General features: G+C 51.7%; 5 protein-coding genes. 4 read left to right on the forward strand and 1 reads right to left on the reverse strand.

The annotated features are described in order from the left end of the window. The first annotated feature begins 13 nt into the window (after nt 1-13). The 4 genes from GX135_07325 to GX135_07340 are packed head-to-tail and all read left to right on the forward strand — an operon-like array spanning nt 14 to nt 6310. Complete coding sequence (locus GX135_07325; protein NLN85890.1) at nt 14-1681, forward strand: hypothetical protein; 1668 nt, start codon at nt 14-16, stop codon at nt 1679-1681. Further along, complete coding sequence (locus GX135_07330; protein ID NLN85891.1) at nt 1678-2799, forward strand: glycosyltransferase family 4 protein; 1122 nt, start codon at nt 1678-1680, stop codon at nt 2797-2799. Before GX135_07325 ends, GX135_07330 begins: the two co-directional genes overlap by 4 nt. 8 nt (nt 2800-2807) lie before the next feature. Then, nucleotides 2808-3842, forward strand: coding sequence for an undecaprenyl/decaprenyl-phosphate alpha-N-acetylglucosaminyl 1-phosphate transferase (locus GX135_07335; GenBank protein NLN85892.1), 1035 nt, complete (start codon nt 2808-2810; stop codon nt 3840-3842). Further along, nucleotides 3839-6310, forward strand: a complete 2472-nt coding sequence (locus tag GX135_07340; protein ID NLN85893.1) for a hypothetical protein — start codon at nt 3839-3841, stop codon at nt 6308-6310. The genes GX135_07335 and GX135_07340 overlap by 4 nt, the downstream gene beginning before the upstream one ends. On the opposite strand, the gene GX135_07345 is transcribed toward GX135_07340, so the two are convergent. Then, on the reverse strand, nt 6307-6944 hold a 638-nt coding region (locus tag GX135_07345), incomplete at its 5' end, for an amidohydrolase (protein ID NLN85894.1). The genes GX135_07340 and GX135_07345 overlap by 4 nt on opposite strands.

Consider the following 6944-nt stretch of genomic DNA (forward strand, 5'->3'; position numbering starts at 1 on the left):
CGGTGAGCTGCGCATGATCTCGATATTCATAGACTATAAGCTGGCAAGGTTTCAGCATGAGATAAAGTATGCCTTCAGTTTCATATTCCAGACTCTGGGATACGGTTTCTGCTTCATTTCAGACACCGGTCAACTGAAGGACAACGATATTCTCATCATTTACACCTATTCCGAGCCCACGGTTGAGGAATTGAAGGGAATAGCGCGCCATTTCATCACCATCTTCATCCAAAGCGAACCGGATCTTTTCGATCCCAGCGCCATGGACCCCGAAAAGCTGCGCAAGAGCTTGAGAACCATAAAGTTGCTTTCCCAAACGCCGGTGCTCAGCACCCGCAATTTCTCTTTCCCCGCCGAAAACTATTCCGAAACCCAGGTTCATGCCGGCAAGATAAATTTTGACCTGGTGGGCAATATCTTTTTCCATTTGGCGGCGCTGGAACCGCAGATTGATCCCACCCGCGACGCGGAAGGCTGTCATCCCGATTCCGCCAGTGTTTTCCACGCGTATCGGGACACCCCTTTTGTGGACAACCTGCTCTGGTTGATTGACAGCATGATCAAGGAACACAGCCGCGCCAAAGGCATCCGCCTCGCCCAAAAGCAATACTGGCCTCAGGCCCAGGAAGGGGCGGCGCTGCTTTCCCACAGCGTTGACAATTTGCAAAAATGGAACTATGCCAGCCTTTTCCTCTCCGTGGGCAGCGATCTTGCCATGCTTTTTTCATTTGCCTGGCGTCAGCTTTTTCACGGTTTGGGCACCAAACTCCGTTTTTTGTTCACAAATGTGGAATTATACTGGAATTTTGAGGAATACCGGCAGTTGGAACAGGAAGCCGGCTTCCGCAGCGTTTATTACATCGCCCCGGAAAAGAACGAATATATAAACTACAGCTTGGACGACACCGATTTGCAGGAGGAAATTCGCCATCTTGGCAGAGCCGGACACGAGGTGGCGCTTTTGCTTTCTCCAGATAAAGCCACCCGCGACGACTTCGTTTCCCGCAAACAGATTATGCTGCACCAGCTTCGCAAAGATCAGATTGGAATCCGGCAGCTTGATTTCAAGGTGAACGACAGCCTGCGCGACCTGCACAACAGAATGGCCCCGGCTTACAGCCAAAGCACCGCGCGCAAGGAAACACCGGGCTTCATCAGCGGAGTCAGCGTTCCCTACCAGCCTTGGATTGGCGGCCTGAAAAGCGACTGGTGGGAACTTCCCACCACCTATCGCAATTCGCAGCTCCGCCTGGGACGCTATAAAACCCTGCAATTGGAATCTGCCAAACAGCTTCTGAAAAAATATCTGCAAACCACGCTGCGGACCCAGGGTGTTTTTGGGTTGGAACTCGATATGGCATGCTACGCGGATATCCCTTACGTGAAAAAGCTTTACGCCTACGCGCTGGCACTTTTGAACGCGGCGCGGGTTTGGGTGCCCACGGCTTCTGAACTCGCCTCCTGGTGGGAAAAACGCACCCGCGTGACCATTGAGGAAAGCGACCACGAGATTAGTGTCTATTTTCCCGATGAGATGGAGCATTTCGCGCTCCAGATTTTGAATGAAGACAAAATCCGCGAAGTGGACGGTCTGCCTGCCCGGGTGGAGGGAAACATGGTGCATTTCAGCGATGTTCCCGCCGAAGCGATTGCCGTAATCAGGTTGAACCGGGAACCGTGACCAAGCTCCTGCACCTTCAGCTTTTGCCGCTGCTTTCAGGCGTGCAAAATTTCAGCCTCCATCTTTTGGATGGGCTTCCGCGCGATGAATTTGATATTTACGTAGCCAGTGCGCCCGGTGGAGAACTCGTGCAAGCCGTTGAAGAACGGGGCTTTACTCATATTCCTCTTAAAAATATGGTGCATCCGCTTTCGCCTCAGGATTCTTTGGCTTACACTGAACTTTTGAACATTTTGCGTAAGCACCGCTTTGATATTGTGCACACAAATTCCTCCAAACCCGGATTGCTGGGGCGTTTGGCAGCCAGACAGCTCGGCGTTCCGCTGATTCTGCACACTGCTCATGGCACCCCCTTCCAGCAGGATCAACCCCGGGCGCAGCAGCTCATGTTCAAGCGGCTGGAAAAACTTGGTAACTCCCTGGGACACAAGACGATATTTGTAAATAATTCCGACCGCGAAAACTGCGTTTCCCTGGGTTTGCTGCCTCCCCAAAAAGCGCAGACCATCTATAACGCCGTTCCCTTTGAGCTGGCGGAAAAATTGGGCAAAATAGCCTCGGAACGTGAGTATGACCCTGCTAAGGAAGATTTTGTGATTGGCAGCGCGCTGAGATTTTCCACTCAAAAGAATGTGGTGAACGTGATTGGCGCCGCCTGCCGGGCCTGTCACCTGGAACCCAGGCTGCGCTTCATTTTGCCCGGGGACGGTGAATATCTTGAATTGTGTCGCCAGATTGTGAAATCGCACAGGCTCAACGACAGAATAATTCTGCCGGGATGGGATAGCGACATAACTTCCTGGCTTGGGGTGTTCGATGCCTTCATTCTCTATTCACGCTGGGAAGCCCAGCCTTTCAGCATCATCGAAGCCATGCACGCAGGCCTGCCCATTTTGGGTTCAGATATACCCTCCATCCGCGAATTGGTGGATGCCGAAACGGGCTGGCTGGTTCCGTTGGACGCGCAGGATGAACTGGTGCAATGCCTTGTTTCTGCCGCGAACCCGACAAAAAAAGCCTTTGAAATGGGACAAAATGCTGCTGCAAAGATCAGGCGGATATGCTCTTACGACGTGATGGTTGCATCGTACCTAAAACTCTATAGGGAAGGCGTGTGAGCTTGGAGATGGCTTTGCGCATCCTTTTTCTGAGCCTGGGCGTTCATCTCGTCACCCATATTTTGGTGCCCCTGAACATACGTTTTTCCACGCGGCTGGGTATTTTGGCGCATCCGGGTGAACGCAAAATCCATAACGGCAGTATTCCCGAGGCGGGAGGATTGTCTTTCGCCCTGCCCCTCATCCTGTCCCAAATAGTTTTAGCCCTGTTTTTACCGCATCCGGAGCGCGGGAAGCTGTTTTGGCTGGCGGGCGTGGAAGTCGCCACCCTCAGCCTGGGTTTTATGGACGACCGTCACGACACCCGCGCCTGGCTTAAGTTCCTGCTCCAGATAGGGATAGGCGTGGCGATGTATCTGATTGGATTCCGGGTGGAATCTCTCACCAATCCCTTCGGCTCGGAAATCATGCTCGGTTGGGCTTCTTTTCCGGTGACTCTGCTTTGGTATTTGGTGGTGATGAACGCCATCAATCTCATTGATGGCATCGATGGCCTCGCCAGCGGAATTTGCGTTATCGTCTGCGCGGTTTTGCTGATTGTGGGCATCAAGGGGCAAAACCTGATTGCTGCGGCACTTTCAGCGTTTCTGCTGGCTGGGAATCTGGCTTTTTTGCGCTTTAATTTCCATCCTGCCAAAATCTTTTTGGGAGATACCGGCGCGCTGTTCAACGGTTTGGTCATCGCGGCGATTGCCACAACTGGAACCCAGCAATACAAAGGAATTACTTCGATGACGCTGATTATTCCGCTGTCGGTTTTGGCCATTCCGCTCATCGATATCAGCCTGGCGGTTGTGCGCCGCCTGCGTTTTGGCAATATTTTTGTGGCGGATAAAGCTCATCTGCACCATGCCATGCTGGGGTTTGGGCTTTCGCAAAAAGCGATTTCGCTCATCGCCTGGTTGGTGACACTGCTTTTTGGGCTCATCGCCATCGGTTTTTCCTTTTCCACCAAGCGCATTCTCTTTTTGGTGCTGTGGGGGCTTCTGGCTCAGGGCGTGGTTTTGGCGTATGTGGTGATGCAACATGGGAGAAAAAAATGAAACGATTAATTTTGATCTTGCCCTTGATTTTTGGCTGCCTGCTTTTGGGCGCGGCAAACTGGCAAACCATTACCAACCGCAGCCATGTGTATGACATACTGGAACGTGGTTCCGTGAGATATCTAGCCACCTGGGGCGGCGTTGAAGCCTTGTTGTCCAATGGGCAAAAAAACTCCGATTCCTATCTTCCGCCGGTTTTGACCACTGCCGATGGCTTGGTTTCAAACGATATCCGCAGCCTGGAATATATCCAGATGAACAACAGCCTTTGGCTGGGCAGCGCGAACGACGGCATCACAATCTATACCCCGCTTGGAGTTCAGCAGCTCAACACCTCGCTGGGATTGCTTTCAAACCGCGTGGTGCGTATTCTGGAGCATGAAGCCCAGGTTTTGGTTGCCACCCAGGGTGGTTTGGCTTCCTACTACTATCTGGAAGGGGTAAATTTTCCGCTTCTGATGCATAAATATACCGCCCAAACCACGCCGGGCATGATTTCCAATTCCATCAATTCCATGGAACTGGCAGAAAATGGTTATCTCTTTCTGGGCAGCGCGCAAGGCGTCAATTTTGTCCATCTCGATTCTTTGGATGTGGATTCCGCCTGGCACAGTTTTGACAATATTCCCGGCTACACCGGTGCTGGCGTAAAAATGGCATTGCGTCCGGGTTTTTTGACCCTGAACAATTTATCCTCGGTTTTTGTGCGTTCTGATGACCCTTGGAGCGGCGGCTGGACTGTTTATAATCAGAACAGTGGCTTGATTTTGGAGCCAATTGCCAGCGCGGCAATGGATTCCAAGGGCGCGCTCTGGGTTTCCTATGGCACTTGGGATGAAAATAAAATGTTCTATAACCGCGACACGGATGTGCTGCTAACCAGAATCGACGCCCAGGGTGATGTGCGCCATTGGCAGGAACTGGAGGAAGGTCTCGGCGCCAAAAGCATTGCCAACATTGTGTCCATTGGCAATTTAATCTATCTTTGCAGTTGGGGCGACGGTGTTTTTTTTCAAACTGACAGTGCAGACAATCTTTGGTTCCAAATTCAGTTGGGCGGGCTCGGTTTTCCCAAAATTAGCTGCATCACCACAGACCAAAACAACGCGGCTTGGTTTGGCAGCGGCGGTCTGAGTCCCACGCCTCTGCTTAAGGGAACTTTGGGCGCCAGCCGCTATCTGGATGGATACTGGAAAAATTATACCATCGCGAACAGCCCCATTCATACGGATAACATCATCAGCATCGCTGTGGATAGCCACAACCGTAAATGGTTCGGAACTTATGATGTTAACACCCTAAGCCCTGATAGCTGGAGTTATGCCGTTTCCATCTTCGATGAAGAGCAAGATATCTGGAAATATCTGGATCACGACGGAATCCGGGTTTGGGACGAAGAAACACAGGGATGGGGGGCTGTGTTGCCCGGCTCGCCCAGGGTTTTGGGAAATACCGATTTGCATATCGCCAAGGATTTATATGGCAATATGTTCATTTCCTGCTATGACGATGGCTTCACCGTGTTGGATTCCAACGACGAAGCTTTGGCGGAATTCCGCATCCCGAACAGTATATATCAACGCTCCATCTACAGCTATCACAATGGCAGACAATATTTTATCGGCACAAACAACGACCGCGGCCTGGTCATCTGGAATCACGATTCCATTCCCGAAACGGATGGCGAGCACTGGCTGATTCCGGACCCCGCAGAGCTGAGCAACTGTGTGGTTTACGGTGTTGTGACCCTCACCAGTCCCTACGAAGGCATCCAACATTGGATTGCGACCAGCACGGGACTTTTTATGTGGAACGAAAACGATTGGTTCCGCTGGGATACCGCCATCAAACGCTATAAATACAATAAAAGCACCCGCACCTGGGTGAATGACATCCTGTATTATGAAGATGAGGAGCGGCTTTACGGCTCGGTGCGTACCACGCCCACAGCCATTTATCTGGATCCTTTCAATCGGGTTTGGATTGGCAGTTTGGAAAATGGCATCAGCATGTATGACCCTGCCACGGAGAGGTTTACAAACTATTTTCAAGATAATTCCCCCCTGCTTTCGAATTACATCACGGCGCTGGGCTATTTACCGCAGGAGGGAAACCTGCTGATTGGTACTCCGGAAGGGCTGAACACGCTCAATATCGGTATTTCCCAGAAGCCGGACACCCAGCTCAAAAATCTGGTGCTCTATCCCAATCCTTTCCATCCCGAGGAGGGTGAAAAAATCGTCATCAGCAACCATCCCGACGAAACCATGCCTCCGGGCTTGAACCAATGCAGGATTTACGATGCCTCCGGAGCTTTGGTCAGGCTTTTGGAAGAAAACGCATTTGCCCGCTTTGAATGGGATGGAAAAAACGCTGCCGGAAAGCTTTGCGCCAACGGAATCTATTTTGTGGCGGTAAGTTCTGAGGATGGGCGGCGGCTCACAGGGCGAATCGCTCTGCTGCGTTAATCCAGGAGCGCCAAAGCCTCAAATATCTTCAAACCCACATCAATGCAAGCTTCGTCTGCCAAAAACTTTGACGAATGCAGCGGCTCCGAGCAGCCCGAGCCCAGCCAGAATAGCAAGCCGGGGTAAAGCGATGTGAAAAAGCCGAAATCCTCTCCCGTGAGCGCGATTTCCGCCTCCTGGAACTTGGTATCAGTTTGCGCGCAGGCGTTTTTCAGTTTTTGCAGCAAAGCGGGGGAATTAACCACGGGATCGTAGGTTCCCAAAAGTTTAACTTCAAAATTCGCGCCATGGTTTTGAGCGGCTCTGGCGGCATTTTCATGAATAAGTTCGTTGATTTGCAGGCTCAGGGCTTTTTCCAGACTGCGATGTGTGCCTTGCAGCAAACAGAGTTCTGGTACCGCGTTGCGCACGGTTCCGGCTTCCAGTTTCCCCACGTGGAAGATAAGCCTGTGCTTTGCAGAGAGTTCCGCCAGGTTTTTTTCCATCAGATTCAGAAAATCCCTCGCGGCAAAAAGGGCGTTCACCCCTTTTTCAGGAAAAGCCGCGTGGGCGGATCTGCCGATGAAACTGACATCAAATTCCTGGGGTATGCCAAAAAAGATTCCGGCGCGGCTGGAAACCGTGCCCACCGGCA

The organism is Candidatus Cloacimonadota bacterium (assembly GCA_012522635.1).
In the GTDB taxonomy this organism is placed as follows: domain Bacteria; phylum Cloacimonadota; class Cloacimonadia; order Cloacimonadales; family Cloacimonadaceae; genus Syntrophosphaera.

Coding starts and splice junctions, on each gene's coding strand:
- GX135_07325 (NLN85890.1), top strand. CDS start 14: ATGATCTCGATATTCATAGACTATAAGCTGGCAAGGTTTCAGCATGAG.
- GX135_07335 (NLN85892.1), top strand. CDS start 2,808: ATGGCTTTGCGCATCCTTTTTCTGAGCCTGGGCGTTCATCTCGTCACC.
- GX135_07340 (NLN85893.1), top strand. CDS start 3,839: ATGAAACGATTAATTTTGATCTTGCCCTTGATTTTTGGCTGCCTGCTT.